Source organism: Nocardia alni, from assembly GCF_019038435.1.
GTDB classification, from domain to species: Bacteria; Actinomycetota; Actinomycetes; order Mycobacteriales; family Mycobacteriaceae; genus Nocardia; species Nocardia alni.
Genome location: NZ_JAGPOX010000073.1, coordinates 1 through 19,056, shown reverse-complemented (window position 1 = coordinate 19,056; position 19,056 = coordinate 1). Strand labels below are relative to the sequence as shown.

The following is a 19,056-nucleotide window of genomic DNA, read 5'->3' as shown; positions in this document are numbered from 1 at the left end:
CTGAATTAGAATTGATTTCAGTTTTACCGAAGATGGGTGGCGTAGCATGACCGCGACACTGAGCGCCGACGCCCGATCCGCGGCGGCCCAGCCCGGCCTGCCCCGGCAGATACCGGCACAGCACGAGGCGCCGCCGTCGATGATCGAGCGCGTCACGGTGATCATGGACTGCTTCGACCGGCCGCACACTCGCCGCTCACTGGAGCAGATTTCCCAGTTCACGGGCCTGCCCCGCTCCACGGCCTACCGCATCCTCGAACAGCTGATCCGGCTGCGCTGGCTGCAACGCAGCACCAGCGGCTACCGGCTCGGCCCCCGCGCGCTGGGGCTGGGCGGGCGCGAGATCGGGCACGACGCGCTGCGCGCGGCCGCCGCGCCCGTCCTGCACGATCTGGCCCTGCGCACCTGCCTGGTCGTCCATCTGGCGGTGCTGGACGGTCCCGAGGTGTACTACCTGGACAAGGTGGGCGGCCGGACGGCGATCGACGTGCCCTCGCGCGTGGGCGGGCGTGCGCCCGCCTCGTGCACGGCCCTGGGCAAGGCGATGCTCGCCTGCCTGACGCCCGAGCGGATCGATGCCGACTACTCCGGCGGCCTCACCCGCCGCACCCCGCGCAGCATCACCGACGGCGCCGCCCTGCATCATCAGCTCGGCCGAATCCGTGGCGGGGCGGGCGTGGCCTACGACCATGGCGAATGCTTCCCGAGCATCGGCTGCGTCGCCGCGCCCGTGCGCGGACCGGACGGCCCGCTCGGCGCGATCTCACTGGTCGGCGGCGCCGACGCCGCACTGCAACGACTGGCGCCGGCACTGGTGCAAGCGGTGCGCACGGTATCCGGCGAGCTGCACGGCTACCTGCGACCGGAGAAGTAGCTATGGCGCGCATCGCGGCGGATCGCCCACCCGCCGCGCCCGTATCGCCGCGTCAGATGGTGCGCCGTGAACGCATCCTGGACGCCGCCACCGAACTCGCGGCCGCCGCGGACTACGACCGGGTCCAGATGCTCGACGTCGCCAAGTCCGCCGGGGTCGCGATCGGCACGCTGTACCGCTATTTCCCGTCCAAGACCCATCTGTTCGCCGCGCTGTTCGACGCGCGGATCGGCCGGTTCGTGGACGCGCACTGGACCGGCACGGGCGCCGAGCCGATCGCCGAACTCGGTGAGAACCTCGTAGCGCTCAACCGCGACCTGCTGCGCACGCCCCGCCTGTGCGGTGCGATGCTGCAGGCCGCGGCCGGCAGCTATATGACCGGCCCCACCGAGGACGGTCTGGTCTCGGAATCGGCTCTACCGCAGGCGATCTCGCACACCCTCACCCGTCTGGCACCCGAACGCGACCATGTCGAGGTCATCCGGCTGCTGGTCTACAGCTGGTGGGGCGTGCTGGTGTCCTCCCTGGGCCACAAGACCTCGGCGCGGCGGGCCGAGGACGATATGCGCCTGGCCACACGCCTGATCCTGGCCGACTACACCCGCTGAGCGCGGCTCAGATCGCGCCCTGCTCGTCGGTCCCGGCGGGCACCGGGTTGAACACCTGCACCTCGGGCGGGCCGGTGAGGGCCTGGCCCAGCGCCGGTCCCGCCTCACGCAGCGCCGCCGCCTTGCCGTGGACGCCCAGCGCCTCGGCCGACGCCCACTTCTCGATCATCACGAAGTGCCCGGTGGTCCCCGCCTTGCGATGCAGGGCGTACTTGAGACATCCCGGCTCCGCGTGCACAGCCGCGATGGCGGTACGCAGCGTCTTCTCCAGGAAGTCCTCCTGGCCCTCCTTGGCGATCATGGTCGCCACGACGACAACGGGTGATTCGGCCATCCATCTCTCCTTCACACGCGGGCGGCCGACCACTGCGGCGACCGTCGTTCGAGTTCCACCTTACGACCCCGTACCGATCGGTACGGACCATCGCGCGACGGCCCGGGTGAGCGCGTCCGTCCATTCACCCAGGAAGACATCACCGTGCCGGGCGTCGGCGCGGGTGGGGTCACCGAGGACGCCGTTCGCGCTCACCGCCGCCACGCCGTGGCGGCGCAGGTCATCGATCAGCTCCGGCAACGGTGCGGTGTTGCCGGGTTCGGCCGCGCGCATATCCACCTCGTCGGGGCAGATCCGCAGGGCCACAGAGGTTTCCGTATGACCGGCGTGCATGTCGTGGCCGGCGCCGTCCGGGGACCAGATCAGCACGTCGCGGCCCTCCGCGTGCAGGGTGCGGCGGGCGGCGGCCAGTGGATACAGATTGCCGCCGTGGCCGTTGACGATCACGACACCGGCGAACGCGTCGGCGGAGCGAACCAGTTCGACGATGAGCAGTTCCAGCGCCGCCTGCCCGATCGACAGGGTGCCGGGGAACCCCGCGTGCTCGCCGCTGGATCCGTACGGAATCGCTGGGGCCACAACGATATCGGACCTGCATTCGGCCAGTCGGCGGCACAGTTCGGCGGCGACCGCGGTGTCCGTGCGCAGGGGCAGGTGGGGGCCGTGCTGTTCGGTGGCGCCCAGCGGAACCGCGAGGATCGTGCGCTCGATCCGGTCCTGCAGCTGCGGCGACCGCAGGCTGCCGAGATCCCGGTTCATCGGGCCGTACCGTCGTTGCGGGATATCCGGGGCAGGAGCGGTTCGAGGGATCGCTCGCGCAGGCAGCCGAGCCACACGCCGAGTCCGTAGGCGGTGTCGTCGGCGACGCGCAATGCCAGCCAGCGCACGCCCCAAGCCTGCCCGACCGCGTGCCACACCGCGGGGATATAGCTCGCCGCCAGGAGGATTCGTCCACGACGGGTCGGCAACGCGAGCGGCCACCATACCCGCCGGATCGCCTCGGCGATCTGATTCGCCGCGCTCAGCTCCCCCGCCGCGGCGATTCCGGCGGCGGTGCGCAGGGGAAGGCCGCGTCCACGCAGCCGATGCGCCGTGCGCACCCCGGTGACAACGCCGACGGCGAACCCGAGGATCGGATATCCAGCCACAGACGAAACAGCCTGCACAGCAACGGATTCACTGAGATGCGCACAATACAGCAGCCCCGGATGCCGCCGGGCCAGCGGTGCGGCCGACGAGCCGTAGGCGATCCGCTGCACCAGCCACTCACGGACCGTGCCGCGCGGCGAATGCCACACCACCGAATCGGGTTGGTAGCGAACGACATATCCGGCCGCGACCAGCCGCCACACCAGGTCGACGTCCTCGCCGTAGCGGAGGGTTTCGTCGAATCCGCCGACCGCGTCCAGCGCGGCACGCCGCACGACGAGTGCCGCGGTGGGCACATAGCGCACCCGCCCGCCGGGATGGACGTTCGCCGGTTCGGGTCCCATGTCCAGGCATGAGCTGCGCGACTCGTACCCGCCCACGATTCCGGTGCGGCGGGCACGGATCCGGGGCGCGACCGCCGCGACGTCCGGGTCGTCGAACAGCGGGACGACGGTATTCAGCCAACCGGGTTCGGGAGTGGTGTCCGAGTCGAGAAATGCGACGAGATCGGTTCGGGCACAGCGGTATCCGGCGTTGCGGGCAGCGGCCGGGCCGCGTGCTGTGGTGTGGCGAATAGTCGCGTCCGGCACCGGAATCGCGGATCCGTCATCCACCACGATCCGATGCGCGGCCTCGGCGCCGATGGCGCCCATCAGTTCTCGTACACCAGCCGGATTGTCCTTGACCGGGACGACCACGGTGACATCGGCAGTCGCCCCGTCCCCGCCGATCGGATGCAGGACCCCCGCACGCAGCAGTCGATGCGCCAATCGCCGCTCCCCCGGACGATCTCCCACCGGTTCCCCGGCGAGCCAGCTCTCCATGAGCGCCGCACCCGCCGGACTCAACCGCAGCAGCCGCGTCGGCGCCCCACCGAGAACGATTCGCCCGGCATGGAATCGACGCATTCGAGCATCCGGGCGCACCCGCACGCTCACGACACCACCTCGCCGGCGCTTGCCTCCGCCGCGACCGGCGGTGCGGCGCATATGATTCCCTCGCCGTGCACTGTCACGGCATGAATCCGCCGTCGGCGTGCACCACGCTGCCGGTCAGCGCGCTCGCCTCCCGCGAGCACAGCCAGGTCACCACCGCGGCGACCTCCTCCGGCTCCAGAATGCGTTCGATCAGTTCATGTTCGGCGAACACGTCGACCGACTCGAGGTCGTACAGGCGCGCGGATTCGGCGAGCATCGGCGTGCGAGTGGAGCCCGGCGAGACCGCGGTCGCCGTGATGCCGGTGCCCTTCAGGTCGTGCGCCAGCCCCTTGATCAGGCCCACCACAGCATGTTTGGCGGCGTTGTATCCGGCCAGATGCCACAGGCCGTGATGCGCCGCCGCGGAGGCCAGTGCGACGAAACGCCCGGCCCGGGGCGCGGGCCGGGCGAGCATGGCCGGTATGGCGACGCGGGCGAGATTGGCGACACCGTACACGCCGACCTCGAACATCGGCTCGTAGTCCGGCGCGTCGTCGTCCCACAGCGCGCGCCCGCCGGTCAGGACCGCGGCGGCGGCCACGGCGGCGTCCAGACCGCCGAACCGCTCCCGCGCCACCTCGACCGCCCCGGACAACGCCGACACGTCGCGCACATCGGCGACGACATCCACCACGCTGCCCTCGTGCTCGGCCGCGAGCGCACTCAATTCGGCCTTGGTTCCCAGCGCATACGGCACCCGGGCATCGTCACCGCACACATCGACCGCGACCACCCGCCAGCCCTGGGTGACCAGACGACGCACGGTCGCGGCGCCGATGCCGCGCGCCGCGCCGGTGACTAGGGCGACGGGTGGGGTCATAGTCGGTCCGCGCGAATCAGTAGACGCCGCACATACCGTCGATCGAGACCTCCTCGATCAGCAGGTCCTCCTCGACGGCGGTGTCCGACGCGTCGACTAGGGTCGATTCGGTTGCGATATCACTCATGACGGGCTCCTGACGAACATGTTGTGCTTGTGACCCACAGCATAATGGCACCGGGTGACGAAATGGAAGAGCGGGGCGGAAGGATATGGACGCGGAGCCTGTCGAGAACCATCCCATCAAGCGGGGACGACGCCCGTCGACCAGCGCCGACGAGCTGGAACGGGCCGCGTTCGATCTGTTCGGGCGCCGCGGTTTCGATGCGACGACGGTCGAGGACATCGCCGAGTCGGTCGGCATCAGCAAACGCACGTTCTTCCGCTACTTCGAATCCAAGAACGACGTCGTCTGGGGCAACTTCGGCGACCAATTGCGGGTCATGCGTGCGCATTTCGCCCGATGCCCGGCCGATCAGCCGCTCATGGACGCGATCCGCACGGTGGTCGTCGAGTTCAACCGCTTCGACGTCGCCCAACTCCCCTGGCACCGCAAACGACTGGAGCTGATCCTCAACGTGCCCGCGCTGCAGGCGCATTCGACCCTGCGCTATCGCAGCTGGCGCGCGGTGGTATCCGAGTTCGCCGCCGGGCGCCTCGGCCTGCGCGCCGACGACCTCATCCCGCGGGCGATCGGCCACGCCACCCTGGGTGTCGCGGTCGGCGCCTACGAGCACTGGCTCGGCGACCCGGAGTCCGACCTGACCGAGCTGCTCGACCAGGCCCTGCGCAGCCTGGCCGCCGGATTCCCGGACAACACCGAAATGTGACCGAATTCCCATGCGGCAGTGGAAATCTCACACCGCGGGCACCGTCTGCGGCTCGGCCCCGCGGCGCCGCACTCGGGGCCCGAAGAGCGCGACCACCACGGCCCCGACCATCCACGTCCCGGCGATGAAATAGAACACCGACCGATACCCGCTCCACGTGTACAGATGAGCGATGATCAACGGCCCGGCCGCATTCGACAGCCGGCCGAGCCCGTACGACACCCCGGTGCCCAGCGAGCGCGTACGGGTGTCGAACAGCTCCGGCGAGTAGGCGTAGCCGAGGGCGGTATATCCGCGCTCGAACAGGTTCACCAGGAACCCGAACGCGACGATCATCACCGGAGTGAAGGTCAGGCCGTAGAACAGCCCGCACGCGGCGATGATCGTGCCGAACACCACCAGGCACCACTTGCGTTCGAACCGATCGGTGACCAGGGCCGCCAGATACGAGCCCAGCGGCGCGCCGACGGTGGCCAGCGCCACGTACAGCGTCGAACTCTGGACGCTGAACCCCTGCTTCGACAGCAGCGAAGGCGCCCAGCTGGAGTACCCGAAGAACCCGATCGACTGGGTCACCCACAGCACGGTCAGCAATAACGTAGGCAGCAGATATCGCCGCTGCAACAGGATCGCCAGCGACGCCCGGGCCTGCCGGACGACGGCCACCGGCGGCGCGGGTTCGGGCAAGACGCCGCGTTGAGCCTCGACCCGAGCCTCGATGCCGCGCAGCACCGCGTCTGCGGACTCGTAATCGCCCCGATTCTCGTGCCACAACGGCGATTCCGGCAGATAGCGCGCGAGGAACAGCACGACGAAGCCCAGCGCGCCCCAGAGATACACCAGCCGCCACGACCAAGGCGTGAGCACAACCACCCCGCTGGCGATCAGGTTGGTGGCAGGGGTGCCGCAGATGCCGATGACGATCGCGTACGCCTGATACTTCCCGCGCACCGCGGCCGGGAAGATCTCGCTGACGTAGATGACCGCGACGACCGTCATCGCCGAGAGTCCGGCCGAGGTCAGGATGCGAAATACCCCGAGCGACACGATGTCCCACGAGAACACCGCCACCAGCGAGAAGACCGAGAACCCGAGCGTGGTCCAGATCAGCGCGCGCTTGCGGCCCCACCGGTCGGCCATCCAGCCCGCGAGCAACGAGCCGATGAACATGCCGACGAACGACAGCGAGGTCACATAGGCGATCTCGTCGACGCTCACCTTCCACAGCTTGATCAGCCGCGGCGCGGTGATGGAAAAGCTGTTGATATCGGCGAATTCGAAGAAGTACGCGATGGCGACGGTGACAAGGACGATCGTATGGAAACGGGAGATCGGCAGCCGGTCGAGCCGGTTGGCCGCATTGCTGCTGTGCATCGGCAGTCCGTAATTCGAAAGGGTCAACTGATCTCGCCGGGCCAATACAACCGCATCGGATTGGCTACCAACAGTTTTCGTTGCAGTTCGGCGGTGGGCGCGATATGCGGGATGTGGTCGACCAGCAGGCCGTCGTCGGGCATGTGGCCGGTGAGATTGGGATGCGGCCAGTCGGAGCCCCACAGCACCCGGTCGGGAAATTCCTCGACCACTCGCCGCGCGAACGGGACGACGTCGGTATAGGCGTCGCGTTCGCCGTCGAGGGCGGGCGGCCCGCTGATCGACAGTCGCTCCGGGCAGCTGACCTTCACCCACACGTCATTGCGTTCGGTGAAGCGCAGGAACCGCGTGAACTCCGGCCCGTCCACCGGCCGGCCGACGTCCGGGCGGCCCATATGGTCGACCACCAGCGGCGTCGGCAGGGCGGCGAAGAAGCCCTCGAGCTCCGCCAGGTCAGCCGCCTCGAAGTAGATGACGATATGCCAGCCCAGCGGCGCGATCTTCGCGGCGATCGTCACCAGATCGTCCTTCGGGGATGTGTCGACCAGGCGCTTGAGGAAGTTGAACCGCACACCGCACACACCGGCCTCGTCCAACCTGCGCAATTCGGCGTCGGTGATGTCGGGGCGGACGGTCGCGACGCCGCGCGCGCGTCCTCCCGCGGAGTGGACCGCGTCCAGCATCGCCCGATTGTCCGCGCCGTGGCAGGTGGCCTGCACGATGACGGTGCGGGTCAGGCCGAGATGATCACGCAGGGCGAACAGCTGATCCTTGCTCGCGTCGCACGGTGTGTATTTGCGCTCCGGGGCGAAGGGGAACCGCGCGCCCGGCCCGAAGACGTGACAGTGCGCGTCCACCGCGCCCGCCGGCGCCACGAACCGCGGCTTCGTCGGATTCGGGTACCAGTCGAGCCAGCCTTCGGACTTGGTGAACGTCGCGCTCATCGGCCCGCCTCCACCAGCCGCGCGTCCAGTCGCGGGTAGACCGCGCGGGCGTTGCGCTCCAGCACGGCGGCCAGTTCGTCGCCGGGCAGTCCGGCGGCCTCGACGTAGCGGCGGGTGTCGTCGAAGTACTGGCCGGTGCGCGGGTCGATGTCGCGCACCGCGCCGATCATCTCCGAGGCGAACAGCACGTTCTTCGTCGGGACGACCTTCAGCAGCAGGTCGATGCCCGGCTGGTGGTAGACGCAGGTATCGAAGTACACGTTGTTCATCACGTGCTGTTCGAGTTCCGGCTTCTTCAGCGCCATGGCCAGGCCGCGAAACCGCCCCCAGTGGTAGGGCGCCGCGCCGCCGCCGTGCGGGATCACGAACTTCAGGGTCGGGAAGTCGGTGAACAGATCACCCTGGATCAGCTGCATGAACGCGGTGGTGTCGGCGTTCAGGTAATGCGCGCCGGTGGTGTGGAAGGCCGGATTGCAGCTGGTCGACACGTGGATCATGGCCGGGATATCGTACTCGGCCATCTTCTCGTAGATCGGGTACCAGATCCGGTCGGTCAGCGGCGGGGCGGTCCAGTGGCCGCCGGACGGGTCCGGGTTGAGGTTGATCGCGACCGCGCCGAGGTCCTCGACACAGCGGATCAGCTCCGGGATACAGGTTGCGGGGTCGACGCCGGGCGACTGCGGCAGCATCGCGGCGGGCGCGAAACGATCCGGGAACAGCGTGCTCACCCGGTAGCAGAGCTCGTTGCAGATCGTCGCCCACTGCGACGACACGGCGAAATCCCCGATGTGGTGTGCCATGAACGAGGCGCGCGGCGAGAAGACCGTGAGGTCGATGCCGCGTTCGTCCATCAGCCGCAGCTGATTGGCGGCGATGCTCTCGCGCAGTTCGTCGTCGCCGATTCGCAGATCGTCCGGGGAGGGGGCCCGCGAGGGGTCGTCGAGACCGGCGATCTGCTGGTTGCGCCAGGCTTCCAGCGCCGGCGGCGCGGTCGTGTAGTGGCCATGGCAGTCGATGATCATCGGGCGCTCCAGGGTCGTTCTTCCGTGTGCATAGCCAACATAACTGTCACCAATATTGTTGACAATATCGTTCCCGGATCCGGCGTCTGTTCCGGGCCCGGCGTCATCCCGAAGGATGAGGACCGATCCATCCGATTCCGACTTCGGTCGCATGGGTTCGCCCTCGCCGGTGGATGTGCCGGGCGCTGTGCAGCGGGCAGGATTCTGCTGAACGGTGCGATAAGGGAGGTTGGACGTGCAGGTCACGGTGCAGTCCCGGGCAGCGGCCCCGGCGGTGCCCGCCTTCGCGAGCAGGGCCGTGCTCGCGATCGCCGGAGTGGTCGCGATCGTCCACCTGGCGTTCAGCTTCGACGGCGGATACTGGTTCGACGAGGCGTACATGCTGACCATCGGCAGGCATCATCTGGCCTGGGGTTCGGCCGATCAGCCACCGATGGCTCCGGCGCTGGCGGCCGCGCTGGACTGGCTCGCCCCCGGGTCGGTAGTCGCGCTGCGGATACCCGCGATCCTGGCCACGGCGGGCGCGGTGGTCGTCGCCGCCCTGATCGCCCGGGAGTTCGGCGGCGACCGGCGGGCCCAGATGCTGACCGCGGGCGCGCAGGCGACCCTGCTGTGGCCGACCCTGACCGGTCACTGGCCCACCCCGTACACCCTCGAACCCGTGCAGTGGTTGCTGCTGATCTGGCTTGTGGTGCGCTGGATTCGGGTGCGGGACGATCGGCTGCTACCGACCCTGGGCATCGTCGCCGGGATCGCGGCCGAAACCAAATTCCAGGTATTCCTGCTGTGCGCCATACTGTTCGGGACCGTCGCGATATTCGGGCCGCGCGAGTTGCTGCGGCGGCCGATGCTGTGGGCCGGCGTGGTGGTCGCCGTGCTGATCGCGCTGCCGACGTTGCTGTGGCAGGCGGGCAATGGCTGGCCGCAGCTGCGGATGGGTCCGGTCGTGGCCTCGGAGGCCGACGCGCTGTACGGCGGGCGGACGGGTGTGGCCGCGCAACTGGCCCTCTCGGCGGGATTCGCGGGAATCGTGTTGTCGCTCTACGGTATTTGGCAATTACTCCGAGCGAACGAGTTGCGCGCCTACCGTTTTCTCGGTGTGACGGCGATGGTGCTGTACATATTCTTCGTCGTCACCGTCGGCCGCCCGTACTACCTCGGCGGCCTCTACGGCGCGCTCGCCGCCGCGGGCGCCGTGGGTTTCCAGCGACGACGCCTGGCGGGCGGGCGACGCGGCTGGGTCGTCTGGCCCGCGTACGCGGCGAGTATCGCCACGGCCGCCGGAATGCTGTGGTTCGCATGGCAATCCGACCAGGGCAAGACCCCGCGAACGATCGCCGACCAAGCCGCCACCGCCTACGCAGACCTCCCCGCACAGGACCGCGGCGACGCCGCCATCGTCGCCCAGTCCTACATCATCGCCGCCTACCTGGACGTCTACACCCCCACCCTGCCCACGGTGTACAGCACCAACCGCAGCTACGGATACTTCCCTCCCCCACCGGATTCCGCGCGCGACGCCTTCTACGTCGGCACCGCGCCGGACGAACTGCGCCCCTATTTCGACTCCTGCCGCAGACTCACCACCGACGACGGCGACCAGACCGAATGGCTGTGCACCGGCCGCCGCGCATCCTGGCAGACCCTCTGGCCGCGGCTACGGCACCTGAACATGACCTGACCGAAGAATCACACCGGGTTCGCCCGCAACCAAGTCAGCACCTGTTCGGCATGCCGATCCGGCGGAAAGATCGGGTAGAACACATACTCGATCACGCCGTCGCGCACGATCAGCGTGAGCCGCTTGTACAGAGTCGTCCCGCCGGCGTCGAAGGTGGGCAGCTCCAGCGCCTTCGCCAGGGCCAGCGCCGGGTCGGACAGCATCCGGAACGGCAGTTGCAGGCGCTCCACAGCCTCGCGTTGATAGTCGGCGCCCTGCCCCGACAGCCCGAAGACGCCGTCGGCGCCGGCGGCCAGCAGATCTCGATAGTGGTCACGGAAGGCGCAGGATTCGGGCGTACAGCCCCGCGCGCCCGGAATCGCATCCCAGCCATCGGGCAGATCGACGCCCGGGCGGCCGGTCATCGGATACAGGTAGATGACCGTACGACCCCGGCCCAACCCGTCGAGTTCGATCGCGGTCCCGTCGGTATCCTGAAGTGCCATGTGCGGCAGGGCCTTACCGGGCAAATGCTTTGCCGCGCCGTCATCGACGGGGATCGGCAGATCGGCAGGCAGATTCGTGTAGTCGGCCATCAGTCCAAACTATGCGAACTCCAGAGCCGACCGCCAGCCCGGACGCATCGGGCCAGCGCCCCCTCGAGCCAGTCCACGAAGCGGTCGCGAATCCACACCACGCCCGGACGGCTGGCCTCACGCGGGGCGACTGGACACCGCCTCAATCCCCACCGGTGGCAATACCTCAATTAGTGTGCCGTTACATAACGGTACATTACATACAGGTTCGTCGCGCCGGTGACGGAACTGATCGGGAGAGGTTCTGATGATCGACAAGGGTGACCGGATGGCACGCCCGGAATATACTGGGGCACATGGTATTCGCCGGGCGCTCGGTGCGCTGGCGGTTGCGGCGGCGAGTCTGGCCGGGTTCGGGCTCGGCGCCGGGCACGCGGCGGCCGACGCCTGGGTGACCGCACCATGTCAGTGGGCCGGGCAGTCGTTCCGGCAGCACGACACGGTGTACGCGGGCGGATGGGCGTTCGCCTGTCACACAGACGTATTCGGCACACCGCGCTGGGATCGGGGGGCGCGGACCGGACACCGGGACTCCGTCGACAGCCCGGGTGCCGACGCCTACGCCGCCGACGGCTACAGCCTCGGGGCCTGGCAGCCCGGCACCTCCTTCTTCGACTTCTGCGAGGGCGACAACGCACTGATGCCCGGCGCCGACTATATCTACGAGGCGGTCCCTTACAACGGCAGCGTGTTCTGGCGCGCGGCCGGATCTATCAACCAGTGGACCTTCGATCCCGGAGTGCATCACCAGTACAGATTCTGGGAATCGCGAACCTGCACCAACGGACTGGTGGACTGAGGCTGTAGAAGTCGAGTCCGGCCACGACACTCACGCCTGCGCCACGCTCCCGGCATCGTCCGGTGACGGGGTGAGGTCGGAGTATGACCGGCGAGCGCAGGCCCCGGACTCACATCGCCGCGAGATCCGGTGTGCCGGCCATACATTCGATCCTGGTTCCGTCCGGATCGGTCACGTAGACGTTCTGCAGGTCGCCGCCGCCGACCCCGTGGCCGGGCACCGTGGTGAGGGTCTCGGGCCAGGCCTGGCCGCCGGCCCGGCGGGCGATGTCGTACAGCTCGTCGATGGTATCGACGCGAAAAGCCAAGTGGGTGAGGCCGGTCGCGTTCATGGGCCGGCGGACGCCGTCGCCGGTGGCTTGATCATCGGGCCACCACAGCAATTCGATCCGCAGATCGTCGCGGCGCATCATCCGGGAGGTGAACATGCCCGCTCGTTCCATGGTGGCGGCGAACTCGCCGTCGAAGGCGACCGTGAACATCACCTCGAATCCGAGTACCTCGATGTAGAACCGGGTCGACACATCGAGATCCCGGACGCAGATTCCGATGTGCGAGAAGCCCTTCAGAGCCATCGTCGTTCCTCCTGGCGGCGGTGGACCCACCTAGCGGATACAGCTTGTAACTACAGACTGTATCGGCCCGCACCGCCGCCGGGACCGAGATCGACCGGGGATTCGGTGGCGGCCGGACGAGTCAGCAGTGCGGTAACCCTGGTCAACGCCTCGCCGAGTCGCTCGAGGGTGAGATCGTCGCTGGCGCCCGGATCGAGCCTGATCTCGATCTGATACTCGGGCTGCCGGTCCGCCCCGAAGATCGGGACCACGATGAATTCGGCATCGCGCAAACGACTCTCGAGGACATCGGTGATCGATTCCAGAGAGGTCTGGGTGAGCAGGACCGACAGCCGGTGCCCGACCGTCGCCCCCTCCCCCGCGATGTCGGCGGATTCGAGCAGTGCGTCCAGCCGATCGCGCAGCGACTGCACGGATTCGTCGAACCGCCAGACCCCGTAGCCTCGTTTTCTGATGGCGCTCAACACATTCCGATGCCGCTGCATATCCTCGACGGTCATCCGCGGCCTGCTCGCCCGCAGCCACCGGTCGATCGCGTCGGCATCGCGCCAGGCCATCGCCACCGAACCGAACGGTGCGGCGAGCGAAATGCGTTGCCCGACGGCATTCTGCTCATCGGTACTGTGCCCGGCGATGTCGACCACCGTCAATCCGGTCGGTTCGATCCTGCTCAGCGAACAGGCCGCGCCTACCGTGGCGCTCAGATCCTCCAGAGCGTGGCGCCCGATATCGAGCAGCGGGTACTGCGTGCGCAATCCGTGCACGATCGAGAACAGGCCACTGCCCAGCACGTACCGCCGATCCTCACGTCGCGCCACATACCGCCGGCTCTCCAGCTCCGCGAGGACCAGCGCACAGGTCGAGGTGCTGATACCGCAGCCGCGCGCCAGTTCCGAGGACGTCGCACCCTGCGGTGCTGCCGCGAGGCGCTCCAGAACATCGAGCACGCGCCGTGTGGGCGGCGATGCGGATGTTGACGTCACACTCTCCCCCACCTACCCTCCTTCCATATTCTAAAGATGCACTTCCTAATAATAGGAAAGCCTGGATACGGTGTCTAGGGAGGACGACGTGATCAAGACCGCGGTCTGGGGGCCCGGTTCCATGGGCCTGATCGCATTACGTGCGGTCATCGACCACCCGGCGCTCGAACTGTCGGGCCTCGTGGTGCACAGCGATCGGAAGGTCGGCCGCGACGCCGGCCGGCTGTGCGGTATCGACGACATCGGCGTCGTGGCGACGAACGATCCGGGTGCCGTGCTGAGCGGGGATACCGAGGTCGTGGTGTACGCGGCGGCGGCGAACACGCGGCCCGCCGAGGCGATCGCCGACATGGCCTCGATTCTGCGCGCCGGTAAGGACGTCGTCTCGTGTTCGGTTATCCCGCTGGTCTTTCCGGACACGGTCGACGACGCGCTGACCGCTCCCCTGGAGGACGCCTGCGCCGAGGGCGGCACGTCGTTCTTCAACACCGGAATCGCACCCGGCTTCGCCATGGACGTCCTGCCGCTCACGCTGTCGGGTCTGTCGCGCAGCATCGAATCGGTCCGGATCACCGAGATGTTCAACTACGGCACCTATCCCGACGCCGCGGCGGTGTACGAGGTCCTGGGCTTCGGCAAACCGCCCGAGTACCAAGCGTTCGCGGCGACGCCGGGCGTGCTGAGCTTCGGCTGGGGGCCGGTGCTGGACCAACTGGCCGCGGGCCTGGGTGTGCGTGTCGACGGCCTGACCGAACACATCGAACGCCGCGTCGCCGAAACGGGATTCGACACCCCGACGGGCCGGATCGAGGCGGGGACGATCGGCGCGATGCGTTCGATCCTGACCGCCCACGTCGGTGGCTCACCGACGTTCGTGATCGACTACGTCACCCGGATGCACGACGACCTCGCCCCCGACTGGCCGCAACCGCACATCACGATCGAGCCCCACGACTTCGGCTGCCCCGGCGTCAGTGGCCGGGGTCTCTACCGCATCGAGATCGAAGGCTCACCGTCCATGCGCTGCGACCTGGAGATGGCCGAGAACAACGACCACGATTTCGGCGCCCGGGTAGCCGGTTCGACCTTCATGGTCAACGCCATCCCCGCCGTGCGCGCGGCCCAGCCCGGCCTCCTGTCGGTCCTGGACCTCCCCCCGATCCTGGGCACCGGCCTGCTCAAACCCACGCCGACCCCCTCCCCGGACATCCGTCGCCTGGGTACATCCGAGTAGAACATGGTTGTGCCGGGTGGGGATCAACTCCAGATACGTTGTTGCGCGCTGTGCGCTTCCAGCGAACCCGGTACCACCTCGCTGTCGGCGAGGTGGTACGGCTGGAGAATTCCCAGCGCGATCCCCTCGGCATGTTCGAGGAACACATCAATTCCGTCACCCCCGGTCTCCGGGAGCCGTACGTCGGCGACGACGGCGGCCGCCCGGATCTGTGAGCGCATCGCGCCGACCGCGCGATATCCGAGTTCCTGCGCCTGCGGCGCGGAAGCGTAGGGCAGACCGACCACGTCGACCACCCCCGTCTCGCCATTGACGACGAGAGCGAACGGATAGAACGCTCCCTTGTCCGCGAGCCGTTCCTCGGCCATGGTCAGCGCGACGTCCAACAGCCCGTCGAGATCCTCCTGCGCCGACTCCGACACCCTGTCTCGCCACGTCGCCACGATACGACTCCTGTTCTGAGCGTTGAGGACTGGAATATTCGACTACCGGTTGTCACATGCCGCCGACGACGATAGCCTACCGATATTGGGCATCCGACCAAGAAGACTCGGCTGTCCGGCTCGGAGGGGAGAGAATATGGGCCAGGAGAATTCGGGCGATCTCGTTGTCGTGCCCGAGGAACTGCGAGCCACCGCACGAGCGATCAAGAATCTGCTCGGCAACATCTCGACCGGATTCGGTTCGCTGAACCGGGATGTCACGTCATTGCTCGACAACTGGAAGGGTCCGGCCGGATCCTCCTTCGATGTCGCCTGGGGCGAATTACGCAGCGGCGTCAAGGATCTCGTCGAGGCAATCGGCACGATGGAATCGTCCCTCGATCAGACCGCCCGGGAATATCTGGACCAGGACGACGCGGGCGCCGCGGCCATCGACAGGACCATCCGGTCCCTCGGTTCGTCATTGAACCTCTGATGGTTCGTCACAAGGTCGACCTCGAGCAACTGGACTCCGTCATCACTCGGCTCGAGCAGTTCGAAGGCTTCCTCGACGAGCAACTGAACGCGCTGGACCACTCCGCGCGCAAGCTGCACGGCACCTGGCAGGGCGATGCGGCAACGGCCCACCAGCGGGCACACGACAAGCTGATGGCCGCGGCGCGCGAGATTCACGAGGGCATCAAGGACATGCGCCAAGCGGCGCAGAACGCTCATTACAACTACAACACCGCGATTCGAGCCAACGTGCGTAGGTGGCGCGGGGAGGCGTCGTGACCGATCTGGATGTCGATCCTGATCTGTTCTACGAATCTGGGTCCGGGTACGACACCGCCAGTCAGGATGCGTCGAGTGCACTCAAAGCACTCGATACAACGCTGCGGCAGGCAATCAACATGACTGGCGGCGACCCTGGCGGAAAGGAGTGGGGCGCAAAGTATTCCAACACAACGGTCGAAGCCTCGGTCGTCATGGGCGACACGATCCAGGTGCTTGTCCGCATGGCCGCCTTACTGCGCCAAACCGGGGTATCGCACGACCAGTCCGAGGAAGCTTCTCAGATGAACGGACCGGACGCGGACTTGCCCCCTGGCGATCCTGGCGGCGCCACCTATACGATGCGGCCGCCCAAGGACCCGTCCGGCGGATCCAGACCCAAACCTACCGGCTGGGATATCGTCATGCCCGGCGTCACGTGGATAAACGGAGATGTCGCAAAGTTGCGCGACACGTCGGATGCGTGGTCCAAGGCTCACGGCACATACTATGTGCTCGGCAAACGGTTCTCCGATAAAATACAATTGCTCCTGAATTCAACCAGGACTCCTGAACTGACAGATATCCAGGAAATCAATAGCACGATCCTCGATGCGCTGTCGATCCTGGCGGATGCGACGAACCAGCAGGCGGGCGGCATCGATGGATACGCAGAGGAACTGAACACGGCGCAGCAGGGTATTGAATTTTATCTGAATTTGCAGGTCGTCGTACAGTCGATCAATGTCCTCGGAAGCGTCGCCAGCGGAGGAACCGTCACCAGGGTTGCCGCCGAGCTTGCCGAGGCCGAAGTCGACAACGCGCGCGAGGCCATTCAAAAGTATCTTGACAACCTTGCCGACGCCCGCCGCGTCACAATGAATGTTCTGGACGCAGTCTCCTTGACAGCCACCGGCGATCTTCGAGATAGAATATATCCGCTACTGCAGAGACTGCCGGAAAGCCAACCTCCGACCAAAGCCGAGAAGATGCGTGAGAACCGGCTACGAGGCGCACGAGCAGAAGCCAGAGCGGGGATCGATCCAACGAAGAAGAAGACGTCTATAATATCTCGCAGCGGCGCCAAGAACAGAATACCGGATGATATCGATCGAGAAAGCAAAACACTAACAGAAGTCAAGAACGTCAACTATCAAGCTTATACCAGTCAGATAGACGACTTCTACCAGTACACACAGACGAACGGCTATAAGTTCAACCTGATAGTGGACGCCGGCACGAAACTCGATCCGAAAATAGAGAATCTTGCTCAGCAAGGTAAAATAAACGTCGTCAGAATGGACCTGAGTAGTTGAGCAACGATATCGATCTATCGAAGCAAATTGTCAGCGACTACAGGCAGGCCGGTGGATACGGCGAAAAGATCTACGATCTACCGCACGATAATAACCGAACGAAGGAGTCGATAGCGGTACTCGCCGAATGGCTCATCGAACTCGAAGAGCGCTGGCCCGGCGAGGAAACCGAAGCCAGGGCCACGGCACGCATTCTGCTCATAGAAGCGCTCGACTGCCGGCAAGCCCGCAAGTCCGCCGCGATCCCCGCACTGCTTTCCCAATTCGAACTCGACAAGACGATGAGCCTCGACACACGATGGTCGGCAGGGAACTCTCTATACAAGATCCCCGCCGACGACGCCTACTTCGACAACATGGTCCGGGTCGCCCAGAATCGCACGCTGGGACCGGCCCGGCAGATGGTCGTGAACTGGCTCTGGAAATCCCAGCGCAAGGACGAAGCCTCCGCGGTAGCCCTCAGCCAACTCGATGACGAATCCGTCCAGGGCCACGCCCTCGAAGCCCTTGCCCGGCTGCGGACACAAGGAATTCGCGACCAGGTGGAGCCCTTCCTGTCCTCGAAAAACCGCTGGCACCGACGCTGCGCCCGCAGCATCCTCGACCACCTGACCGACTGACTGCCCCGGCAGCGAGTTCCGGCCTGCTCGACAATCCCGAGCAGACGCTGGGATCCCGCCTACTCCCCGGTTTCGACCGGCGTGATGTGTGCGGCGACGCTGCCGCTGGCCTTGTCCGCGTTGTCGACCGGATCGCCCACTCCCCACGGCACCGAGAGCTGTGTCGTTTCGTTCGGCGGTGTCACCTCGAGATGCGTCGGGATCCACAGCGACGCGGTCTCGCCCGCGGGAGCGCTGCCCGACGGGTCTATGTAGTAGATGGTGCTGTGCGCGCTGGCGCCCGGGGCCAGCGTCACGGAGGCGGGCGTGCCCGTGCGGGGAAGCGAGTAAGGAGCGCCGGGGCCGATCAGGTCGACACCGGGGAAGCCGGACATGACGCAGGCGTGCGCCGAGTTGTTGGTGAAAATCAGCGGCAGGTTGTAGTGGATGCCCGCCGCACCCAGTTCACCTTGCTCGTTCACCTGGACCTGCGCTTGCGAGCCCAGCCGCGCCGAGAGATCCCCGGTGTGGCAGCGCGCGAGGTCGGCCTGAACCGGCGCAACGGACTGCGCGGGCTGCGCGTTCGACGCCGACGACGTCGCCACAGCCGCGGTGCTGGGCGCGGAACTGCTGGTCCCCTGGCACGCCGAGATGGACACCGATAGTCCCGCCGCCGCAACAGCCGCACCGACCATCTTCCCGTACTTCACGCCGTACTCCCATCGCATTCCGCACGAGGGACTCGCCGCCCCCGCGCACATTTTTCCTTGACCGGTCTCCGCGGTCCCAGCCCGCTCGCAGGTGAAGCATAGGGAACGGACTGCACAGCAACCAGATTCAGGGGGCGTATACGTTGCGGCACAGCAGTTGGTTCGGACCCGCGCGAATTCCTCCGGACGCCTGGTGGAAAACGCTTCCGCTGTCGTGCCCTCGATCTGCCGGGCCGTGGTCATCAGCTCGACCGACCCTGGCAGACCACGTCGCGGACCACCCAGGTGTCGGCTTCCGGAGAGGATCCACTCGACCCGGCCCGGTGTATTCGTCACGCGAGTGAGCATGATGTGGACATGGGCAGCCGGGTACTTGCGATCGATCTGGGGAAGACGGGGTGTCGCGTGTCGTTGCGGATCGGCGGGCGCGAGCGGGCCAGTGCACAGGGTGCGGGGG

22 protein-coding genes and 1 pseudogene are annotated in these 19,056 nt (G+C 66.9%); 10 read left to right on the top strand and 13 right to left on the bottom strand.

Annotated elements, in window-relative coordinates; genetic code table 11:
* The first annotated feature begins 46 nt into the window (after positions 1 to 46).
* Positions 47 to 874 (top strand): IclR family transcriptional regulator, encoded by an 828-nt coding sequence (locus JZ791_RS25405; protein ID WP_216897737.1) that lies wholly within the window; start codon positions 47 to 49, stop codon positions 872 to 874.
* Between the two features lie 2 nt (positions 875 to 876).
* The gene (locus JZ791_RS25400) at positions 877 to 1,482 is read left to right on the top strand and encodes a TetR/AcrR family transcriptional regulator (RefSeq protein ID WP_216897736.1); all 606 of its coding nucleotides are present in this window, start codon (positions 877 to 879) and stop codon (positions 1,480 to 1,482) included.
* A gap of 7 nt (positions 1,483 to 1,489) precedes the next feature.
* On the opposite strand, the gene JZ791_RS25395 is transcribed toward JZ791_RS25400, so the two are convergent.
* From JZ791_RS25395 to mftA, 5 genes are all read right to left on the bottom strand, one after another.
* Positions 1,490 to 1,816: a putative quinol monooxygenase gene (locus JZ791_RS25395; protein ID WP_216897735.1), complete on the bottom strand. Its 327-nt coding sequence runs from the start codon at positions 1,814 to 1,816 to the stop codon at positions 1,490 to 1,492.
* Positions 1,817 to 1,876: 60 nt separating this feature from the next.
* Positions 1,877 to 2,575 (bottom strand): mycofactocin biosynthesis peptidyl-dipeptidase MftE, encoded by a 699-nt coding sequence (gene mftE / locus JZ791_RS25390; protein WP_216897734.1) that lies wholly within the window; start codon positions 2,573 to 2,575, stop codon positions 1,877 to 1,879.
* On the bottom strand, positions 2,572 to 3,903 hold the full coding sequence (gene mftF / locus JZ791_RS25385) for a mycofactocin biosynthesis glycosyltransferase MftF (protein WP_216897733.1): 1,332 nt from the start codon (positions 3,901 to 3,903) through the stop codon (positions 2,572 to 2,574). Before mftF ends, mftE begins: the two co-directional genes overlap by 4 nt.
* Before the next feature lie 73 nt (positions 3,904 to 3,976).
* On the bottom strand, positions 3,977 to 4,762 hold the full coding sequence (locus JZ791_RS25380) for a mycofactocin-coupled SDR family oxidoreductase (protein WP_216897732.1): 786 nt from the start codon (positions 4,760 to 4,762) through the stop codon (positions 3,977 to 3,979).
* Between the two features lie 16 nt (positions 4,763 to 4,778).
* The gene (gene mftA / locus JZ791_RS25375) at positions 4,779 to 4,889 is read right to left on the bottom strand and encodes a mycofactocin precursor MftA (RefSeq protein ID WP_216897731.1); all 111 of its coding nucleotides are present in this window, start codon (positions 4,887 to 4,889) and stop codon (positions 4,779 to 4,781) included.
* Between the two features lie 85 nt (positions 4,890 to 4,974).
* Here mftA and mftR point away from each other — a divergent pair, with 85 nt between their 5' ends.
* Complete coding sequence (gene mftR, locus JZ791_RS25370) at positions 4,975 to 5,592, top strand: mycofactocin system transcriptional regulator MftR (RefSeq protein ID WP_216897730.1); 618 nt, start codon at positions 4,975 to 4,977, stop codon at positions 5,590 to 5,592.
* A gap of 27 nt (positions 5,593 to 5,619) precedes the next feature.
* Here the strand turns inward: mftR and JZ791_RS25365 are convergent, their stop codons facing one another.
* Genes JZ791_RS25365 through JZ791_RS25355 form a run of 3 tightly spaced genes read right to left on the bottom strand, consistent with a single transcriptional unit; the run spans position 5,620 to position 8,932 of the window.
* Positions 5,620 to 6,966, bottom strand: coding sequence for an MFS transporter (locus JZ791_RS25365; protein WP_216897729.1), 1,347 nt, complete (start codon positions 6,964 to 6,966; stop codon positions 5,620 to 5,622).
* Between the two features lie 23 nt (positions 6,967 to 6,989).
* Positions 6,990 to 7,910: an amidohydrolase family protein gene (locus tag JZ791_RS25360; protein ID WP_216897728.1), complete on the bottom strand. Its 921-nt coding sequence runs from the start codon at positions 7,908 to 7,910 to the stop codon at positions 6,990 to 6,992.
* Entirely contained in the window at positions 7,907 to 8,932 is a 1,026-nt protein-coding gene (locus JZ791_RS25355; RefSeq protein ID WP_216897727.1) for an amidohydrolase family protein, read from the bottom strand. Before JZ791_RS25355 ends, JZ791_RS25360 begins: the two co-directional genes overlap by 4 nt.
* Positions 8,933 to 9,167: 235 nt before the next feature.
* Here JZ791_RS25355 and JZ791_RS25350 point away from each other — a divergent pair, with 235 nt between their 5' ends.
* The gene (locus JZ791_RS25350; RefSeq protein WP_216897726.1) at positions 9,168 to 10,613 is read left to right on the top strand and encodes a glycosyltransferase family 39 protein; all 1,446 of its coding nucleotides are present in this window, start codon (positions 9,168 to 9,170) and stop codon (positions 10,611 to 10,613) included.
* Positions 10,614 to 10,621: 8 nt separating this feature from the next.
* Here the strand turns inward: JZ791_RS25350 and JZ791_RS25345 are convergent.
* A pseudogene (locus JZ791_RS25345) lies at positions 10,622 to 11,188 on the bottom strand (peroxiredoxin); the annotation flags it as partial.
* A gap of 247 nt (positions 11,189 to 11,435) precedes the next feature.
* On the opposite strand from JZ791_RS25345, the gene JZ791_RS25340 reads away from it, so the two are divergent.
* Positions 11,436 to 11,987, top strand: a complete 552-nt coding sequence (locus tag JZ791_RS25340; protein WP_216897724.1) for a hypothetical protein — start codon at positions 11,436 to 11,438, stop codon at positions 11,985 to 11,987.
* 109 nt (positions 11,988 to 12,096) lie between these two features.
* Here the strand turns inward: JZ791_RS25340 and JZ791_RS25335 are convergent, their stop codons facing one another.
* Together JZ791_RS25335 and JZ791_RS25330 are read right to left on the bottom strand one after the other, a co-directional pair.
* Positions 12,097 to 12,561 (bottom strand): VOC family protein, encoded by a 465-nt coding sequence (locus tag JZ791_RS25335; RefSeq protein ID WP_216897723.1) that lies wholly within the window; start codon positions 12,559 to 12,561, stop codon positions 12,097 to 12,099.
* A 50-nt stretch (positions 12,562 to 12,611) separates the two neighbouring features.
* Entirely contained in the window at positions 12,612 to 13,544 is a 933-nt protein-coding gene (locus JZ791_RS25330) for a helix-turn-helix domain-containing protein (RefSeq protein WP_308163088.1), read from the bottom strand.
* Positions 13,545 to 13,632: 88 nt separating this feature from the next.
* Between JZ791_RS25330 and JZ791_RS25325 the strand changes: the two genes are divergently transcribed.
* The gene (locus JZ791_RS25325) at positions 13,633 to 14,778 is read left to right on the top strand and encodes an NAD(P)H-dependent amine dehydrogenase family protein (protein WP_216897760.1); all 1,146 of its coding nucleotides are present in this window, start codon (positions 13,633 to 13,635) and stop codon (positions 14,776 to 14,778) included.
* 23 nt (positions 14,779 to 14,801) lie between these two features.
* Here JZ791_RS25325 and JZ791_RS25320 read toward each other — a convergent pair whose 3' ends face one another.
* Positions 14,802 to 15,221: a hypothetical protein gene (locus JZ791_RS25320; RefSeq protein ID WP_216897721.1), complete on the bottom strand. Its 420-nt coding sequence runs from the start codon at positions 15,219 to 15,221 to the stop codon at positions 14,802 to 14,804.
* A gap of 136 nt (positions 15,222 to 15,357) precedes the next feature.
* On the opposite strand from JZ791_RS25320, the gene JZ791_RS25315 reads away from it, so the two are divergent.
* From JZ791_RS25315 to JZ791_RS25300, 4 genes are read left to right on the top strand one after another with little or no spacing between them, the layout of a single operon-like run.
* Complete coding sequence (locus tag JZ791_RS25315; RefSeq protein WP_216897720.1) at positions 15,358 to 15,696, top strand: WXG100 family type VII secretion target; 339 nt, start codon at positions 15,358 to 15,360, stop codon at positions 15,694 to 15,696.
* On the top strand, positions 15,696 to 15,995 hold the full coding sequence (locus JZ791_RS25310) for a WXG100 family type VII secretion target (protein WP_216897719.1): 300 nt from the start codon (positions 15,696 to 15,698) through the stop codon (positions 15,993 to 15,995). Before JZ791_RS25315 ends, JZ791_RS25310 begins: the two co-directional genes overlap by 1 nt.
* Complete coding sequence (locus JZ791_RS25305; protein ID WP_216897718.1) at positions 15,992 to 17,290, top strand: putative toxin; 1,299 nt, start codon at positions 15,992 to 15,994, stop codon at positions 17,288 to 17,290. Before JZ791_RS25310 ends, JZ791_RS25305 begins: the two co-directional genes overlap by 4 nt.
* Complete coding sequence (locus tag JZ791_RS25300) at positions 17,287 to 17,910, top strand: HEAT repeat domain-containing protein (RefSeq protein WP_216897717.1); 624 nt, start codon at positions 17,287 to 17,289, stop codon at positions 17,908 to 17,910. The genes JZ791_RS25305 and JZ791_RS25300 overlap by 4 nt, the downstream gene beginning before the upstream one ends.
* Before the next feature lie 59 nt (positions 17,911 to 17,969).
* Here JZ791_RS25300 and JZ791_RS25295 read toward each other — a convergent pair whose 3' ends face one another.
* On the bottom strand, positions 17,970 to 18,599 hold the full coding sequence (locus JZ791_RS25295; RefSeq protein ID WP_216897716.1) for a DUF4232 domain-containing protein: 630 nt from the start codon (positions 18,597 to 18,599) through the stop codon (positions 17,970 to 17,972).
* Positions 18,600 to 19,056: the final 457 nt, after the last annotated feature.

Coding starts and splice junctions, on each gene's coding strand:
- JZ791_RS25405 (WP_216897737.1), top strand. CDS start 47: ATGACCGCGACACTGAGCGCCGACGCCCGATCCGCGGCGGCCCAGCCC.
- JZ791_RS25400 (WP_216897736.1), top strand. CDS start 877: ATGGCGCGCATCGCGGCGGATCGCCCACCCGCCGCGCCCGTATCGCCG.
- JZ791_RS25395 (WP_216897735.1), bottom strand. CDS start 1,816: ATGGCCGAATCACCCGTTGTCGTCGTGGCGACCATGATCGCCAAGGAG.
- mftE (WP_216897734.1), bottom strand. CDS start 2,575: ATGAACCGGGATCTCGGCAGCCTGCGGTCGCCGCAGCTGCAGGACCGG.
- JZ791_RS25380 (WP_216897732.1), bottom strand. CDS start 4,762: ATGACCCCACCCGTCGCCCTAGTCACCGGCGCGGCGCGCGGCATCGGC.
- mftA (WP_216897731.1), bottom strand. CDS start 4,889: ATGAGTGATATCGCAACCGAATCGACCCTAGTCGACGCGTCGGACACC.
- mftR (WP_216897730.1), top strand. CDS start 4,975: ATGGACGCGGAGCCTGTCGAGAACCATCCCATCAAGCGGGGACGACGC.
- JZ791_RS25365 (WP_216897729.1), bottom strand. CDS start 6,966: ATGCACAGCAGCAATGCGGCCAACCGGCTCGACCGGCTGCCGATCTCC.
- JZ791_RS25360 (WP_216897728.1), bottom strand. CDS start 7,910: ATGAGCGCGACGTTCACCAAGTCCGAAGGCTGGCTCGACTGGTACCCG.
- JZ791_RS25355 (WP_216897727.1), bottom strand. CDS start 8,932: ATGATCATCGACTGCCATGGCCACTACACGACCGCGCCGCCGGCGCTG.
- JZ791_RS25340 (WP_216897724.1), top strand. CDS start 11,436: ATGATCGACAAGGGTGACCGGATGGCACGCCCGGAATATACTGGGGCA.
- JZ791_RS25335 (WP_216897723.1), bottom strand. CDS start 12,561: ATGGCTCTGAAGGGCTTCTCGCACATCGGAATCTGCGTCCGGGATCTC.
- JZ791_RS25315 (WP_216897720.1), top strand. CDS start 15,358: ATGGGCCAGGAGAATTCGGGCGATCTCGTTGTCGTGCCCGAGGAACTG.
- JZ791_RS25310 (WP_216897719.1), top strand. CDS start 15,696: ATGGTTCGTCACAAGGTCGACCTCGAGCAACTGGACTCCGTCATCACT.